This is a genomic window from Pigmentiphaga kullae, from assembly GCF_004216695.1.
In the GTDB taxonomy this organism is placed as follows: domain Bacteria; phylum Pseudomonadota; class Gammaproteobacteria; order Burkholderiales; family Burkholderiaceae_B; genus Pigmentiphaga; species Pigmentiphaga kullae.
Map to the genome: position 1 here is coordinate 2,853,735 of NZ_SGXC01000001.1, position 14,051 is coordinate 2,867,785.

Consider the following 14,051-nt stretch of genomic DNA (forward strand, 5'->3'; position numbering starts at 1 on the left):
GGCGGCGCCTAAAGCAACGTCTGCCCGCCGTCGATCACGATGGTCGAGCCGGTCACGAACGCCGAGGCATCGGAGGCCAGCCAGACCACGATCTCCTTCAATTCCTCGGGACGCCCGATCCGGCCCAGCGGTACGTTCCTGACGAAGGCGGCGTGCCTGGCCGGATCGCTCATCTCCGCTTCGGTCAGCGGCGTCAGGAAGCGTCCCGGCGCCAGGGTGTTGACGCGGATGCCTTGCGGCGCCCACTCCATGGCCAGCGCGCGCGAGAAGTTGATCATGGCCGCCTTGGCCGCGCTATAGGGGGAATTGTTGGGCCGGCCGCGCAGCCCGGCGGCCGAGGCGATGTTGATGATGGAGCCGCGGCCTTGCGCGTGCATGACCCGACCCGCCGCGCGGCAGACATAGAAGGTCGAATCCAGGTTGGCGCCGATCAGGCGCTTCCATTCGTCGTCGGCCAGTTCCAGCACGGGCTTGCGCTGGCTGCCCCCGGCCGAGTGCACCAGGATGTCCAGCGTGCCGAATTCATCGAGCACGGCCGCGACGGCGCGATCGACCTGGGCGGAGTCGGTCGCGTCGGCGGCCAGCGGCAGCGCGCGGGCGCCGGTCGCGCGGATTTCCTCGCAGGCCGCCTCGACGTCGCGTGCCGTGCGCGCCAGCAGCGCCACGTTGGCGCCGGCCTGCGCCAGCCCCATCGCGATGGCCCGGCCCAGGCCCTTGCCGGCGCCCGTCACCAGCGCGGTGCGGCCGTCCAGCCGCATGGTGTCCCACAGGGAAGCGTTCATGGGCGGATCCTAGTTGAAGACGATGTGGGCCTGCTTGATGACGTCGGTCCAGCGCGCCAGGTCGCGTTTCAGGAAGTCCGCGGCCTGTTCCGGCGTGCCTCCGACGATCTCGGCGCCGAGGTCCTTCAGGCGCTGGCGGATGTCCGGCTGCTGGAGCCCGGCGTTGACCGCCTCGTTCAGCTTGTCCACGACCTTGCGCGGGGTGCCGGCGGGCGCGAACATCATGTACCAGGCGCCGATCTCGTAGCCCTTCAATCCCGCCTCGTCCACGGTCGGGACCTGGGGCAGCAGGGCCGAGCGCGAGCGGGACGTGACCGCGAGCGCGCGCAGCTGGCCGCCGTTGATCAGGGGCAGCAGCGCGGGCATGTTCTCGAAGGCGAGCTGGACGCGGCCGCCCACCAGGTCGACCAGCGCCGGCGCCGTGCCCTTGTACGGCACGTGGGTCATGTCCACGTGGCCCATCAGCTTGAACAGTTCGCCGCCCAGGTGCGACGACGAGCCGTTGCCGACGGACGAGAAGGCCAGCTTGCCGGGATGGGCCTTGGCGTAGGCCAGCAGTTCGGGCACGGACTTGACCGGCAGCGACGGATTGACCACGAGCACGTTGGGGACGATGGCCACGAAGGCAATGGGCACCAGGTCCTTGATGGGGTCGTAGCGCAGGTCAGGGAACATGCTGGGCGCCGTGGAGTACGACGGCATGCTGCCCAGCGTGATCGTGTAGCCGTCCGCGGGCGATTGGGCGACGTGGGCGGTGCCTATCGTGCCCGAGGCGCCGGGACGGTTCTCGATCACCACGGGCTGGCCGAAGCGCTGCGAGATGACCTGGCCCAGCGCGCGGGCCAGGATGTCGTTGGCGCCGCCGGGCGTCCAAGCGCTGATCAGGCGGATGGGCTTGGTGGGGTAGTCCTGGGCGGCGGCGCAGGCCGCGGCCGCCATGAGGCCGGCGGCGGCCGCGATGCGTAGGGTGGATTTCATGGGGAGTCCTGTCGCGTGGGGGCGGTCACGCCGGCGTGATTTCGAAGGTGCACAAGGTCTCGACCGGCGCGGTGTAGATCAGGTCCGGCACGCTCAGGCTGGCGCGCGCCATGGCGGCGCGTTCCGGGCCGAAGACTTCGACGAACAGGTCGGAGGCGCCGTTGGAGACGTAGGGGGCGCGCTCGAAACCCGGCGCGCCGTTCACGTAGACCACCAGTTGCACGACGCGCACGATGCGATCGAGATCCTTCAGTACCGCCTTGGCCTGGGCCAGGTGGTTGATGGCGCACAGCCGGGCCGACTGGTAGGCCTCTTCCACCGTGACCTTGTCGCCGACCTTGCCCAGGTAGGGGAAGTCGCCGTTGGTATGGCCCAGGGTGCCCTGGCAGAAGAACAAGCCGCCGGCGGCCACGCCGGGGACCAGGGCCGGGTTGGCCTTGATGACCGGGGCGTCGGGCAGCGTGATGCCCAGTTCCTTCAGGCGGGTTTCGATGGCGGACATGGTGCTTGCTTCCTTGTCATTCGAGAGAGAGGTTGGCGGCCTTGATGGCGTCGCGCCAGTAGGTGAATTCGGAACGCCAGAACCGGTCGAGTTCGGCGGTGTTCATGGGCGAGGGGACGGCGCCGAGCTCCTTGAGCTTGGCCACCGTCTCGGGGTCGCGCGCGGCGGCCAGCACGGCCGACTCCAGGCGGGCGAGCACGGCGGGCGGCACGCCCGCTCGGGTGAAGATCGAGATCCAGCTCGAATTCTTGAACGCGGGCAGGCCGGATTCGGCGATGGTCGGCACGTCGGGCAGCACGGCGATGCGTTCTTCCGTGGTCACGCCCAGGGCCGTGACCTGTCCGGCCTTGATCAGGCTGATCGGACCGGTGACGTTGTCGAACACGGCGGTGATGTTGCCGGCCAGCAGGTCCTGGATGGCGGGCGCGGCGCCCTTGTACGGCACGTGCGTCATCTGGATGCCGGCCATCTTGGCCAGCAGTTCGCCCGACAGGTGCTGCACGCCGCCGGCGCCGCCCGTGCCGAAGGTCACCTTGCCGGGGTTGGCCTTGGCCCAGGCGATGAATTCCTGCAGATTGCGCGCGGGCACGTTCTTGTTCAGGATGATCACGTTGGGCAGCTTGCCCACCATGGCGACCGGCTGCAGGTCCTTGACGGGATCGTATTGCAGGTTCTTCTGCGTCAGCGGATTGATGACCGCGGTGGTCACGATGTTCACCAGCACCGTGTAGCCGTCGGGTTCGGCGCGCGCCACTTCGGTGGTGCCGATGGCGCCCGAGGCGCCGGGACGATTGATGACGACCACGGGCTTGCCGAGTTCGACGGACATCTTCTGCGCGATCAGCCGGCCCACGACGTCGGTCGAGCCGCCGGGCGCGAAGCCGATCACCAGCTTCAGGGGCCGGTCGGGAAAGGGCGCCTGCGCCAGGGCGGGCGTGCCGCCGCAGGCCAGCGTCGAAAGCGCGGCGGCCAGCAGGGCGCGCCGGGTGAGGGGGTGGCGGGTGCTCATGGAAACCTCCGGGGTGGGAAGGAGATCAGCGCCGGATGGCGGCGCGCACGTGGGCGATGGCTTCCTGGCGCGTGCCTATCCAGATGTCGTCGGCGGCCTTGGCCTTCTCGATCAGTTGCTCGAACACATGGATGCCGGTGATGCGGCCGAACACGTGGGCATGGATGGACGGGTCGATGCGCACGGCGCCCTTCTCCCGCGTGCGCACGTAGTCCAGCCAGTCGTCGAACATCTCGACCATCATCCGCGGCGAATTACCGTAGCGGATGTACATGGGCGTGTCGTTCAACTCCATGCCGCCGGGGAAGGCGGCGATCTCGCGGTCGCCGAACCGGACCAGGTAAGGCAGGTCGTCGTTCATGGTGTCGCCATGCCATTCGTAGCCGGCCTCGGCCAGCATGCGCGCGGTGCGCGGGCTGGGCGTGGCGCGCGGGCTGATCCAGCCCTGCGGCCGGCGGCCGGTGGCTTTTTCGAACAGCGCCGTGGTGCGCGCCAGGTTGGCGCGTTCCTGTTCCTCGTCCAGGTAGGCGGGGATCACGTCCATGCCGTACGAATGGGCGACGATTTCATGCCCGGCATCGGCGATGCGGCGCACCACTTCGGGATAGCGCTCGGCCAGCACGCCGCAGATGATCATCGTGCTGCGGATGTCGTGCTGTTCCAGGATGTCCAGGATGCGGTGGATGCCGCGCCGCATGCCGTATTCCACCCACCCCAGCGCGTTCAGGTCCGGCACGCCGGGCTTGAGCGGATTGCCCATCGGCCCCAGCGATGGCCAGGCGCCGTCCGACCACCCTTCGCAGGCGACACGGAAGAACACGGCGATGCGCTTGCCGCCGGGCCAGAGGAAATCGGGAGGCAGGAGGTATTCCTGGCCTCCGGCATGGACGTCTAGGGTGGGTGCGGGCATGGGGCGGTCCTTGCGATGGGAAGGGAGGCGGGCAGGCGGATCAGACTTCCGCCACGCATTCGATCTCGAGCAGGAAGTCCTTGCGCGGCAGGCGGGCCTCGACGGTGGTGCGGGCGGGCCATTGCATGGGGTCGTTGCCGAAGAACTCGCGATAGACCTCGTTCATCTCGTCGAAGTCGGCCCGGCGGTCCAGGAAGATGTTGACCTTGACCACCTTCTCCAGGCTGGAGCCGGCCTCTTCCAGGATGTTCTTCAGGTTGGTCAGGCATTGGCGCATCTGGGCCGGAAAGTCGCCCTTGGCCAATTGCATCTCGCCGAAGTAGGCGGGGCAGCCCGACACGAAGACGAGGTTGCCGGTGCGCACGGCATGGGCGTGCGGCGCCTTGGTGCGGGTGACGTTGGGGCTGTAGATGACGGTCTTGGCCATGGCGGGAAATCTCCGTGTTCGGTGGTTCAGGGGTTGAGGAGTCGGCGGGCGCGGGGCCCGTCGCGAAAAGGTGGTCGTTGTCCTTCAGGTGGCGCGGCTGCCTGCACCCATGGGCGCGAGGAAGCCGGCGTCCAGTTCGTCCAGCGTGTTGACGCCCAGCATGGCCATGCCGCGGTCCACTTCGTCGCCCAGCAGCCGGACGGCATGGCGCACGCCCGCACCACCGGCCACCGCCATCGCGTAATTGAAGGGCCGGCCCACGAACACGCAGCGGGCGCCCAGCGCCAGCGCCTTGAGCACGTCGGTGCCGCGGCGCACGCCGCCGTCCATCATGACCGCCAGGCCGCCCGCCGCCTCGACGATGGCGGGCAGGACGCGCAGCGGCGACACCGCGCCGTCCAGTTGCCGGCCGCCGTGGTTGGACACGATGACGCCGTCCACGCCCTGTTCGCGGGCGCGCGCGGCATCGACGGGGTGCAGGATGCCCTTGAGCACCAGGTGCCCTTGCCAGCGCCGGCGGATGCGGGCCACGTGTTCCCAGTTCAGGTGGTCGCGCGCGGTGAAGTCGCGCATGACGCGGGCGGACAGGATGGGGGCGCCGCGGGAGGCGAACGAGTTCTCGAAATGCGGCATGCCGTGCCGGGCCAGCGTGCGCAGGAAGGTGCCGCACAGCCAGCGCGGATGGCTCACGCCGTCCCAGGCCAGCCGCAGGCTGGGACGCAGCGGCGTGGAGAAACCCGTGCGCAGGTTGTTCTCGCGATTGGCCATGACCGGGATGTCCACGGTCAGCACCAGGGTGCGGTAGCCGGCCTGCGCCACGCGGTCGATCAGCGGATCGATGCGCGTCACGTCGCCGGGCAGATAGGCCTGGAACCAGGTGCCCGGCGCGTGGCGGGCGACGTCTTCGAGCGGGATCAGCGAGCTGCCGCTCATGATCGACGGCATGTCGGCCTCGGCGGCGCCGGCGGCCAGCACGATGTCGCCCCGGTAGGCCGACAGCGCGTTGATGCCCATGGGGGCGATGCCGAAGGGACGCGCATAGCGCGTGCCGAACAGCGTGATGGACTGGCTGCGCCGGGACACGTCGACCAGGGTACGGGGAACGAATCCGTATTCGGCGAAGGCCGAGGCGTTGTCGCGCAGCGAGCTGTTGCGCTCGGCGGCGCCGGCGACGTAGCCGAAGATGGGGCGGGGCAGGCGCCGCCGAGCCAGTTCCTCGAAGTCGTCCAGGCACAGGGCCTCGCGCAGGATGCGCGGCTCGTCCAGTCCGGCCGGCCGCGAGGACGGCCGGGCCGGGGCGGCATCCAGCGGCGGAGACGTAGGTGTGGGATCGGCGTTGGCGCTCATCGGGATCGCGGCGTGCGGAAGTTCCAGTCGACGCCACTCTACGGACGCCAGTTGTATGAAGAAAGCGATAAAATTCCAATAAGCCATTTCGCTTTTTCGAAACTAGATCCGCCCTCCCTGCCATGACGCTCAAGCAACTCGAGGCCTTCTACTGGGCGGCCACCTGCGCCAGCTTCGCCATCGCGGCCGAGCGGCTGCACCTGTCCATTTCCTCGCTGTCCAAGCGCATCAACGAACTCGAACAGTCGCTGGGCGTGGGCCTGTTCGACCGTTCCGGCCACAAGGCGGAACTGAGCGAGGCCGGGCGCAGGCTGGTTCCCCGGGCGTGGAATCTGTTGCAGGAAGCCGAAGCCGTGCGGCGCTGCGTGGCGGTGGATACCGGCCTGGCCGGCCGGTGCCGGATCGGCGTGGGAGAACTGACGGCGCTGACCTGGCTGCCCCGGCTGCTGAAGCTGGCCCGGAAAGAGCATCCCGACCTGGTGGTCGAGCCCATGGTGGAGGTAGGAGCCGCGCTGGAGCACGGGCTGGAAAGCGGCCAGCTCGATTGCGCCGTGATCGCGGGCCGTTCGCCCCGGCCGGACATCTGCTCCGAACGGATAGGCGAGGCCCGCTTCTCGTGGGTGATCGCGTCGGACACCGAACCCGGTGCGAACGCGATGAGCGACCGTCTGCTGGACGCCTATCCCCTGATCACGCTGGCGCTGGGCGCCGGCACCACGCGGCTGCTGGACGACTGGCTGAACGACAGCGGACTGGATGTCCGCCAGCGCCTGATCTGCAACAACTGGGGCGCGATCGCCGGCCTGGTCAGCGAAGGCGTGGGCGTGGGGATGCTGCCCGCCGCCTGGGCCGCCGAGCTGGCCCGGCGCGGCCGCATACGCGTGCTCAAGAGTTCGCCCGCGCTGGGGCCCTTGCCCTATTCGTTCCGCTGGCGGCGGGACGATACGCGGCCGGTGGTGCCTGGCATGCTGGCCATCGCCCGCCAGGCCATCGACTTTTCGGCACGGAACCGGCTGCTGTAGGACGGCGCCTAGTCGAGCTTGATGTTCGCGTCGCGGACCAGCTTCGCGTTGAGTTTCAGGTCCTTCGCGATCAGCGCGCCCAGCTGAGACGGGGCGCCGGGGGCGACGTCAAAGCCCATGCCGCCCAGCGTGGTCCGAGTGGAGGAAGCCTCCAGCGACCCGTTGATCGCCTGGTTCAGGTATGCGACCACCGCGGCCGGCGTGCCGGCGGGGGCGAGCACGCCGTACCACGAGTTGGTCTCGAAATCCGGATAGCCCTGTTCGGCGATGGTGGGCAGGTCGGGCGCCAGCGCGGAGCGCGTCCTGGACGTGACGCCATAGCCGCGCAGCTTGCCGTTGGCCAGGTAGGGCAGCATGTCGGGCAGGTTGTTGATCATCAGGTCCACCTGTCCGCCCAGGATGTCGGTCAGCGCCGGCACGCCGCCCTTGTAGGGCACGTGCAGGATGTCCACGCCCGCCATCTGCTTGAGCATCTCGCCCGCCAGGTGGGCCGAGGTACCCGTGCCGAACGAGGCATAGGTCAGCTTGCCAGGGTGCCGCCTGGCATAGGCGATCAACTGCGGCAGCGTCTTGGGCTCGAGCCCGGGCCGGCCCACCAGGATGTTGGCGGTGGCGCCCAGCAGGGCGACCGGCGTGAAGCCGTGCTCGGTGTCGTAGGGCAGCTTGGCGTACAGCGAGGGATTGATGGTGAAGCTGTTGGCCACCGTGACCAGCGTGTAGCCGTCGGGGGCGGACTTCGCCACCTGGTCGACGGCGATGACCGTGCCCGCGCCGGGTTTGTTCTCGATGACCAGGGTCTGGCCGAACCGGCCCTGCATGCCTTGCGCGACGGCGCGCACCACCTGGTCCATGGTGCCGCCCGGCGGGAAAGGCACCAGCCAGCGCACCGGGCGGGCGGGGTAGGACTGGGCGTGGGCGGGCATCGCGGGCAGCAGCGCGCAGCCTGCCGCGCCGGCCATCGTCTGTAGGGCCTGGCGTCTATCCATGAGTGCGTATCCTTTCGAGCAAGGGAAGGTGGGCCCCGCTTCGTGCCGGAGGCTCGCGGGTGTCGGCAAAAGTATCGGGAGATCGGCGCCGGGCGGCAATCGCCCCAGCGGATACACTCTGTTCTCGCCGCGAGAACGGATGTCCCCATGCTGCACCTTGCCCATATCGATTTCCACGCCCCGTCGGCCGAAGTCGGCCCGCTGCTGATCGGCGTGACCCTGCTGGTGGACGGCGTGGGCGGACGCATCGTGGAGGCCGAGGCCTACGACAGGGAAGATCCCGCCTCGCACAGCTTCTCGGGGCCGACGCCGCGCAACGCCTCGATGTTCGGCGAACCGGGCAGGGCCTATGTCTACCGCTCGTACGGCATTCACTGGTGCCTGAACCTGGTCTGCCGCGAATCCGGCCATGGCGCGGGGGTGCTGATACGCGCGCTGGAACCGACCCATGGCCTGGACGTCATGCGCGCGCGGCGCGGCGTGCAGGACCCAAGGCTGCTGTGCTCGGGGCCGGGGCGTGTGGGACAGGCCCTGGGCATCGATCGCGGCTTCGACGGCATGCGGCTCGATCGCCCGCCGTTCGAACTGGTGGCGCGCGAGGGCGAGCCGGACATCGCCGTCGGTCCGCGCATCGGCATCTCGAAGGCGCTGGACGTGCCGTGGCGTTTCGGCATGGCCGGCTCGCGCTTCCTGAGCAAGCCGTTTCCCCGGCGTTGAACCGCCGTGCGCCGCGGCCCATAGAAAAAGCCGAAGGCGGGTTCCCGATTTTCGAATTGTTGCGGGGGGCGGGCGCGGCCACAATCGCGTTCATCCGGCATTCATGCCCATAACCCATAACGGAGACCCGCCATGCGCGCACGCATACTTGCCGCGGCGCTGGCCTGCTGCCTCGTTCCGGCAGCAAGCCAGGCCGCCCCGGCCGATACCTATCCCGACCGTCCGATCCGGCTCGTCGTGCCCTATGCCGCCGGCGGCGGCGTCGACCTGCTGGCCAGGAAATTCGCCGAGGCGCTGGGCAGCCAGGTGGGGCAGAGCGTGTTCGTCGAGAACAAGGTGGGCGCGGGCGGCACGCTGGGCGCGGTGTCGGTCTCGCAGGCCAAGGCGGACGGCTACACGCTGCTGTTCGGCGGCTCGCCCATGATCACGAACAAGCTGATCAATCCCGCCGTGGGCGTGGACGTGCTGAAGAGCCTGGCGCCCGTGTCGCTGATCAACATGAACCCCTTCGTGCTGGCCGTGGCGGGAACCTCGCCCTATCGGTCGATCCAGGACATCCTGGCGGCCGCGCGCCAGTCCCCGGGCAAGCTGAACTTCGCCTCGGGTGGCGTGGGCACGGGCTCGCACCTGGCGGGCGCCGCGCTGGCCACGGCCACCGGCATCGACGTGGTCCACGTGCCCTATCGCGGCTCGGTGGACCTCGTGCCTTCACTGCTGGGCGGGCAGACGCAGTTCTGTTTTCCCGTCGTGACGGCGGCGCTGCCGCAGGTCGAGTCGGGCGCCGTGCGCGTGCTGGGCGTGACCTCGGCCAGGCGCCTGCCCATCCTTCCCGGCGTGCCGACGCTGAAGGAAGCGCTGGGCAACGACGACACGGTGATCGAGTCGTGGAACGGCGTCTGGGGACCGGCGGGCATGCCCGCGGACATCGTGGCCAAGCTGAACCGCTCGATCCACGAGACCTTCAAGCGCGGCGACCTGAACGCGTTCTTCGACAAGAACGGATCGCCGGTCGAGCTGTCGCCCACGGCGGACGATTTCGCCGACTTCCTCACGAAGGAAACCGCCAAGTTCTCGCGCATCGTGCGCGCTTCCAAGATCGTTCAATTCTAGGCTCCATCCCATGAACCAAGCTTTCCTGCCGCTGGCGGGCGTGCGCGTGCTGGACTTCTCGCACGTCATCGCCGGCCCCCTGGCAACCTTCTACCTGGCCCAGATGGGCGCCGACGTCGTCAAGATCGAGAAACCCGCCGGCGGCGACGTGCTGCGCCGGTCCGAGCGCGGGCCGTCGGCCTTCCTTTCGCTCAATGGCGGCAAGCGCTGCGTGGCGCTGGACTTCCGCACCGAAGAAGGACGCGCCGAGGTCCTGGCGATGGCGCGCGAGGCCGACGTGTTCGTGGACAACTTCCGGCCTGGATCGCTGGAGCGGCACGGGCTGGGCTATGAAGCGATCCGCGAGGTCAATCCGCGCATCGTCTATTGCTCGATCTCGGGCTTTGGCCGGACCGGGCCCTGGGCCGACCGGCCGGCCTACGACCACGTGGTGCAGGCCATGACGGGGATGGCGATGATGGGCGGCGTCGAAGGCGACGACCCCATCAAGACCGGCTTTCCGGTCGTGGACGCGGCCACGGGCATGCTCGGGGCGCTGGCCATCGTCAGCGCCCTGCACCAGCGCAATCGCGACGGCCGCAGCATCCTGCTCGACGTGTCCATGGCGGCGGCGTCCATGCAGCTGATGTACAGCTATGCGGTCGAGGCCCTGACCAAGGGCGTGTCGCCGCGCCGGGTCGGCAACCAGGGCTATTCGGGCAGCCCCGCCGCCGATTTTTTCCAGGCGCGCGACGGTTGGATCGCGCTGGGCGCCAATACGCCCGCGCAGTTCTCCCGCCTGCTGGAGGTGTTGGACCTGGGCGAATTGGCCACCGATCCGGCTTTGTTCGATGGAGCGGCCGAGCCCGGCGAACAGGTTTCCTTTCTCCGGGCCAAGGACCCCATGCTGCTCAAGTCGCGCCTGCGGGAACGGATAGCAGGATGGGACGCGGCGCGGCTCGAACAGCGGCTGGCGCAGGCGGGCGTGCCGGCGTCCAAGGTCCGGTCGGTGGCGGAATTCGCCGCCGACGCCGTGGCCAGCGGCGCGCTGGAGCCGGTGGTGATCAAGGATGGCGAGGACAGCGCGGTGGTGCCGGGACTGGGGTTCCGCGCCTGGGCGTGATCCGCGTTCAGGTCGTCCGTCCGGCCATTTGCCGGGCCGCCCAGACCACGGCCTGGCGCAGCGGTTCGACGCCGGGCAACTGCATCACGGGCTGGCGCGCCAGGAAGGCCAGCCGGCTGACGGGGATATCGTCGGCAATGGGCAGGATGTGCACACGGCCCATCTCGGCATAGTGGCGGACCGGCGACGACGGCGCGAAGGTCAGCATGCGGGTGGCCGCCACGACTTCCAGATTCGTGTGATAGGGGAAGGATTCGACGCGGGGCTCCGGCGGCACCAGGCCGGCCCCCAGGAACACGCGCTCGAGCACCCGGCGGGCCTGGGATGCCTTGGGCGGGACGATCCATTCCTGGTTCGCCAGATCGCCCAGCCGCAGCGAGGCATGCTGCGCGAGCGGATGGTCCGTCGCGCAGGCGAACAGCCGGCTTTCCTCGTGCAGGGGTTCGATGTGCAGGTCGGTCAGGTGGCCGCCCTGCACGGGTAGCTCGTCCAGGTGGCAGATCGCGCAATCGATCTCGCTGCGGTCCAGGCCGCCGTACAGCACGTTGATGCCGCCATGCGTGATGGCGATGCGGGGCAGGGTGCCGGTGGCTTCCATCCGCGCCATGGCCTGCGGCAGCAGCCAGGCGTCGAGCAGCGGCAGGACGCCGACGCGCACCAGCGGCGTGCTGCCCAGGACCACGCTTTCCAGCGCCGTGTCGAACGAGGCCAGCGCGATGCGCAGTTGCCGCAGCGCCAGGCTGCCGGCGTCGGTCAGGCTGCCCCCGCGCGCGCTGCGCTCGATCAGCGTGGTGCCGAAGACTTCCTCCAGCGTCTGTACCATGCTCGTCACGGTGGGCTGGCTCAGGTGCAGGGCCTGCGCCACCGCGGCCAGCGAATGGTGTTCGGCCACCAGTTCCAGCAGGCGCAGGTGCTTGATGCGTAGCTGGTCGCTGCGGTTGCGTCTGCTGTCGGTGTTCACGGCGTCTCGTGGAAAGGCTCAGGACGCCCGCATGGGCAGCCCCAGTTTGTCCATCAGGGTCTTGGCGTTGCGTGGCGCTTCCACCTTGGCGTCGTTGTCGAAGTAGCAGTACACGTGGCGCCCCGTGGCACGGCGCGGCGCCTTGCCGTCGATGCGGCGGGCGCCGCGCGGTTCGCCGCCGCGCGCCCAGGCCCGGATGCGCCGGGCCCAGTCGTCCAGCGCCGTGTCGGTGTAGCCGCTGACGTACAGCTCCTGGTCGCCGTGCAGGCGGATGTAGACGAAATCGGCGGTGACGTCTTCGCGATACGGCCACTTGCCGGCCGTGTCCGCCACCACCAGCGCCATGCCGTAGTGCCGCAGCATGTCGGTGAAGGCCGGGTCGATGAAACTGTCGTGGCGGATCTCGACCGCGTGCTTCAGATCGCGCGGCAGGGCCTTGAAGAAGGCTTCGAATCGCGCCGGATCGAAACGCATGCTGGGCGGGAACTGCCACAGGATGGGACCCAGCTTGTCCTTGAGCTCGAAGATGCCCGAAGCCAGGAAGTTGGCCAGCGGCCGCTCGACTTCCTTGAGACGCAGGATGTGGGTCATGTAGCGCGGCGCCTTCACGCTGAACAGGAAACCCTTGGGGGTATCCGCATGCCAGCGCGCGTAGCGTTCCGGCGTCTGCAGCGCATAGAACGAACCGTTCAGCTCTATGGTCGAGAACTCGCGCGAGGCGTAGGCCAGCTCCAGCCGCTGCGGCAGGTCGTCCGGATAGAACACGCCCCGCCAGGGAGGGTAGCGCCAGCCGGAGATGCCCACGCGCATGTCGCCCATGGCTTCATGGACCGCCGGGCAGGCTGCGGTCGCCCTGGCCCAGCGGCAACTGCATCATGACGGTATCGACCCAGCGGCCATGCTTGAAGCCGACGCTGCGCAGCACGCCGGCGTGCTCGAACCCGACCTTGCGGTGCAGGGCGATGGAGGCGGCGTTGCCGCTGTTGCCGATGACGGCCACCATCTGGCGCCACGGCCCGTTCTGGCAGCGCGCGATCAGTTCCCGCAGCAGGGCGATCCCGATGCCGCGCCCGCCAGTGCCGTCGGCGACGTAGACGGAGTTTTCTATGGTGTGGCGGTAGGCGGGCCGCGGTCGGTAGCTGCCGGCATAGCTGTAGCCGACGACCACGCCGTCCTGTTCGGCCACCAGGTAGGGCAGGCCCTGCCCGAGCACGGCGGCGCGGCGGGCGCGCATCTCTTCCACCGTGGGCGGGACTTCCTCGAAGCTGGCGATGCCGTTCAGGACATGGAAGGCATAAATGGCCTGGATGGCAACCAGGTCGGCGTCGCAGGCGTCGCGGACGACGAGCGCGGGCGAAGGAAGGGCGGAAGGGCTGGACATGGCGATGGACGTTCCTGGGGGCCGGCTGCGGCCGGGCGCAAGCCATTACTTTACCCAAGAACGCCGCCGCCCCGCATGGGGGCGGCGCCATCGCCGGTCAGTTCTTGGTGGCGTACAGGTAGATCTCGGTGCGGCGGTTGGCGGCGCGGCCTTCCACCGTGTCGTTGCTGGCGATCGGGTCGTTGGGGCCGCGGCCTTCGGTGGTCAGGCGCGCGGGCGAGACGCCCTTGTTCGCCAGGTAGTTGGCCACCGCCTGCGCACGGTTCTGCGACAGGGTCTGGTTGAGCGACATCTGGCCGGTGTTGTCGGTGTGGCCGACGGCCTTGGCGCGCAGCTCGGGGTGCTCGTTCAGGGTCTTGGCGACGCTGTCCAGCACGGGTAGCAGGGCGGGCTTGAGCGCGTAGCTGCCGGTGTCGAACGAGACGCTGCTGGGCACGTTGACCTTCAGCGAGCCGTCGTTCTGCTCGGTCATGTCGATGCCCAGGTCCTTGGAACCGGACTTCTCGACGTCCTGCTTGACGGTCTTCCAGTTGTAGCCGACCAGCCCGCCCGCCACGGCGCCCAGGCCGGCGCCGATGGCCGCGCCCTTGGAGTTGCCCAGCAGCGCCCCCAGCCCGGCTCCCAGGGCGGCTCCGCCGCCGGCGCCGATGGCCGTGTTGGTGTGCTGCTGGTTGGCGCAACCGGCGACGAAGACGCCAAGCGCCGCGACCAGGGCAATTTTGGAGAGAGTGTTGGTTTTCATGTTGACCTCCTGGAGTGGACTGGGCAAGGGCGTCGTTATGTATTCACGACGCTTTAGCCTGGCTGATGTTAGCCC

At 69.1% G+C, this 14,051-nt stretch carries 16 protein-coding genes; 4 read left to right on the plus strand and 12 right to left on the minus strand.

The window, feature by feature from the left end:
- Nucleotides 1–8: 8 nt before the first annotated feature.
- The 7 genes from EV675_RS13725 to EV675_RS13755 all read right to left on the minus strand — a co-directional run bounded on the left by EV675_RS13725 (nt 9) and on the right by EV675_RS13755 (nt 5,955).
- Nucleotides 9–782, minus strand: a complete 774-nt coding sequence (locus EV675_RS13725) for an SDR family NAD(P)-dependent oxidoreductase (protein WP_207221953.1) — start codon at nt 780–782, stop codon at nt 9–11.
- A gap of 9 nt (nt 783–791) precedes the next feature.
- Nucleotides 792–1,760, minus strand: a complete 969-nt coding sequence (locus EV675_RS13730) for a Bug family tripartite tricarboxylate transporter substrate binding protein (RefSeq protein ID WP_130357761.1) — start codon at nt 1,758–1,760, stop codon at nt 792–794.
- Nucleotides 1,761–1,785: 25 nt separating this feature from the next.
- The gene (locus EV675_RS13735) at nt 1,786–2,262 is read right to left on the minus strand and encodes a RidA family protein (RefSeq protein WP_124688470.1); all 477 of its coding nucleotides are present in this window, start codon (nt 2,260–2,262) and stop codon (nt 1,786–1,788) included.
- 16 nt (nt 2,263–2,278) lie between these two features.
- On the minus strand, nt 2,279–3,271 hold the full coding sequence (locus EV675_RS13740; protein ID WP_130357762.1) for a Bug family tripartite tricarboxylate transporter substrate binding protein: 993 nt from the start codon (nt 3,269–3,271) through the stop codon (nt 2,279–2,281).
- A gap of 25 nt (nt 3,272–3,296) precedes the next feature.
- Nucleotides 3,297–4,181 (minus strand): polysaccharide deacetylase family protein, encoded by an 885-nt coding sequence (locus tag EV675_RS13745; protein ID WP_130357763.1) that lies wholly within the window; start codon nt 4,179–4,181, stop codon nt 3,297–3,299.
- A 40-nt stretch (nt 4,182–4,221) separates the two neighbouring features.
- Nucleotides 4,222–4,608 carry a RidA family protein gene (locus EV675_RS13750; protein ID WP_124688473.1) on the minus strand — a complete coding sequence of 129 codons (387 nt, stop codon included), beginning with the start codon at nt 4,606–4,608 and terminating at the stop codon, nt 4,222–4,224.
- Nucleotides 4,609–4,692: 84 nt separating this feature from the next.
- On the minus strand, nt 4,693–5,955 hold the full coding sequence (locus tag EV675_RS13755) for an alpha-hydroxy acid oxidase (RefSeq protein WP_130357764.1): 1,263 nt from the start codon (nt 5,953–5,955) through the stop codon (nt 4,693–4,695).
- A gap of 122 nt (nt 5,956–6,077) precedes the next feature.
- Here EV675_RS13755 and EV675_RS13760 point away from each other — a divergent pair, with 122 nt between their 5' ends.
- Nucleotides 6,078–6,977 carry a LysR family transcriptional regulator gene (locus EV675_RS13760; RefSeq protein ID WP_130357765.1) on the plus strand — a complete coding sequence of 300 codons (900 nt, stop codon included), beginning with the start codon at nt 6,078–6,080 and terminating at the stop codon, nt 6,975–6,977.
- Between the two features lie 8 nt (nt 6,978–6,985).
- Here the strand turns inward: EV675_RS13760 and EV675_RS13765 are convergent, their stop codons facing one another.
- The gene (locus tag EV675_RS13765; RefSeq protein WP_165404589.1) at nt 6,986–7,963 is read right to left on the minus strand and encodes a Bug family tripartite tricarboxylate transporter substrate binding protein; all 978 of its coding nucleotides are present in this window, start codon (nt 7,961–7,963) and stop codon (nt 6,986–6,988) included.
- A gap of 147 nt (nt 7,964–8,110) precedes the next feature.
- On the opposite strand from EV675_RS13765, the gene EV675_RS13770 reads away from it, so the two are divergent.
- From EV675_RS13770 to EV675_RS13780, 3 genes are all read left to right on the plus strand, one after another.
- Nucleotides 8,111–8,680: a DNA-3-methyladenine glycosylase gene (locus tag EV675_RS13770; RefSeq protein ID WP_130357767.1), complete on the plus strand. Its 570-nt coding sequence runs from the start codon at nt 8,111–8,113 to the stop codon at nt 8,678–8,680.
- Between the two features lie 132 nt (nt 8,681–8,812).
- Complete coding sequence (locus EV675_RS13775) at nt 8,813–9,790, plus strand: Bug family tripartite tricarboxylate transporter substrate binding protein (RefSeq protein ID WP_130357768.1); 978 nt, start codon at nt 8,813–8,815, stop codon at nt 9,788–9,790.
- Between the two features lie 10 nt (nt 9,791–9,800).
- The gene (locus EV675_RS13780; RefSeq protein ID WP_130357769.1) at nt 9,801–10,892 is read left to right on the plus strand and encodes a CaiB/BaiF CoA transferase family protein; all 1,092 of its coding nucleotides are present in this window, start codon (nt 9,801–9,803) and stop codon (nt 10,890–10,892) included.
- Nucleotides 10,893–10,899: 7 nt separating this feature from the next.
- On the opposite strand, the gene EV675_RS13785 is transcribed toward EV675_RS13780, so the two are convergent.
- The 4 genes from EV675_RS13785 to EV675_RS13800 all read right to left on the minus strand — a co-directional run bounded on the left by EV675_RS13785 (nt 10,900) and on the right by EV675_RS13800 (nt 13,976).
- Nucleotides 10,900–11,853, minus strand: a complete 954-nt coding sequence (locus EV675_RS13785; RefSeq protein WP_130357770.1) for a LysR family transcriptional regulator — start codon at nt 11,851–11,853, stop codon at nt 10,900–10,902.
- 18 nt (nt 11,854–11,871) lie between these two features.
- Nucleotides 11,872–12,672: a DUF72 domain-containing protein gene (locus tag EV675_RS13790; protein WP_130357771.1), complete on the minus strand. Its 801-nt coding sequence runs from the start codon at nt 12,670–12,672 to the stop codon at nt 11,872–11,874.
- Between the two features lie 4 nt (nt 12,673–12,676).
- Nucleotides 12,677–13,234, minus strand: coding sequence for a GNAT family N-acetyltransferase (locus EV675_RS13795; RefSeq protein ID WP_130357772.1), 558 nt, complete (start codon nt 13,232–13,234; stop codon nt 12,677–12,679).
- Nucleotides 13,235–13,331: 97 nt separating this feature from the next.
- On the minus strand, nt 13,332–13,976 hold the full coding sequence (locus tag EV675_RS13800) for a YiaD family glycine zipper/OmpA-like lipoprotein (protein ID WP_130357773.1): 645 nt from the start codon (nt 13,974–13,976) through the stop codon (nt 13,332–13,334).
- Nucleotides 13,977–14,051 lie beyond the last annotated feature (75 nt).

Bases quoted from the DNA above. Each gene is read 5' to 3' on its own strand.
- EV675_RS13725 (WP_207221953.1), bottom strand. From the start codon at position 782: ATGAACGCTTCCCTGTGGGACACCATGCGGCTGGACGGCCGCACCGCG.
- EV675_RS13730 (WP_130357761.1), bottom strand. From the start codon at position 1,760: ATGAAATCCACCCTACGCATCGCGGCCGCCGCCGGCCTCATGGCGGCC.
- EV675_RS13735 (WP_124688470.1), bottom strand. From the start codon at position 2,262: ATGTCCGCCATCGAAACCCGCCTGAAGGAACTGGGCATCACGCTGCCC.
- EV675_RS13740 (WP_130357762.1), bottom strand. From the start codon at position 3,271: ATGAGCACCCGCCACCCCCTCACCCGGCGCGCCCTGCTGGCCGCCGCG.
- EV675_RS13745 (WP_130357763.1), bottom strand. From the start codon at position 4,181: ATGCCCGCACCCACCCTAGACGTCCATGCCGGAGGCCAGGAATACCTC.
- EV675_RS13750 (WP_124688473.1), bottom strand. From the start codon at position 4,608: ATGGCCAAGACCGTCATCTACAGCCCCAACGTCACCCGCACCAAGGCG.
- EV675_RS13755 (WP_130357764.1), bottom strand. From the start codon at position 5,955: ATGAGCGCCAACGCCGATCCCACACCTACGTCTCCGCCGCTGGATGCC.
- EV675_RS13760 (WP_130357765.1), top strand. From the start codon at position 6,078: ATGACGCTCAAGCAACTCGAGGCCTTCTACTGGGCGGCCACCTGCGCC.
- EV675_RS13765 (WP_165404589.1), bottom strand. From the start codon at position 7,963: ATGGATAGACGCCAGGCCCTACAGACGATGGCCGGCGCGGCAGGCTGC.
- EV675_RS13770 (WP_130357767.1), top strand. From the start codon at position 8,111: ATGCTGCACCTTGCCCATATCGATTTCCACGCCCCGTCGGCCGAAGTC.
- EV675_RS13775 (WP_130357768.1), top strand. From the start codon at position 8,813: ATGCGCGCACGCATACTTGCCGCGGCGCTGGCCTGCTGCCTCGTTCCG.
- EV675_RS13780 (WP_130357769.1), top strand. From the start codon at position 9,801: ATGAACCAAGCTTTCCTGCCGCTGGCGGGCGTGCGCGTGCTGGACTTC.
- EV675_RS13790 (WP_130357771.1), bottom strand. From the start codon at position 12,672: ATGGGCGACATGCGCGTGGGCATCTCCGGCTGGCGCTACCCTCCCTGG.
- EV675_RS13795 (WP_130357772.1), bottom strand. From the start codon at position 13,234: ATGTCCAGCCCTTCCGCCCTTCCTTCGCCCGCGCTCGTCGTCCGCGAC.
- EV675_RS13800 (WP_130357773.1), bottom strand. From the start codon at position 13,976: ATGAAAACCAACACTCTCTCCAAAATTGCCCTGGTCGCGGCGCTTGGC.